Source organism: Aeromonas sp. OTU364 (assembly GCF_038440395.1).
Lineage (GTDB): Bacteria > Pseudomonadota > Gammaproteobacteria > Enterobacterales > Aeromonadaceae > Aeromonas.
In genome coordinates this window covers 1-606 of record NZ_JASATR010000040.1, presented here as the reverse complement: position 1 = coordinate 606, position 606 = coordinate 1, and the positions used below count along the sequence as shown (strand labels likewise).

Sequence of the window (606 nt, the reverse complement as noted above, 5' to 3'; positions counted from 1 at the left end):
CGTCAACCCGGCCACCGAGCAGGCCGTCACCCTCGCGGTCAACAACCTCGACGAGGTCGCACCGACCATCACCTCCGGTGGCACCGCGGCCGCCATCAATGAAAACAGCGGCGCCGGCCAGGTGGTCTACACCGCCACCGCCGACGACAGCGCCGACATCAGCGCCGGCGTGACCTTCAGCCTCGCCGGTATCGATGCCAACAAGTTCACCATCAACGCCACCACCGGCGTTGTCACCCTGCTCGGCAACCCCGATCACGAGACCCAGTCCAGCTACAGCTTCAGCGTCCTGGCCAGCGATGGCGTCAACCCGGCCACCGAGCAGGCCGTCACCCTCGCGGTCAACAACCTCGACGAGATCGCACCGACCATCACCTCCGGTGGCACTGCGGCCGCTCTCAATGAAAACAGCGGTGCCGGCCAGGTCGTCTACACCACCACCGCCGACGACAGCGCCGACATCAGCGCCGGCGTGACCTTCAGCCTCGCCGGTACCGATGCCAACAAGTTCACCATCAACGCCATCACCGGCGCTGTCACCTTGATCGGCAACCCCGATCACGAGACCCAGTCCAGCTACAGCTTCAGCGTCCTGGCCAGCGACGG

1 protein-coding gene is annotated in these 606 nt (G+C 66.0%); it reads left to right on the top strand.

Annotation, left to right across the window (positions count from 1 at the left end):
• Positions 1-606, top strand: a 606-nt coding sequence (locus AAHB08_RS21090; protein ID WP_342059992.1) for a cadherin repeat domain-containing protein, incomplete at both ends; no start/stop codon positions are given.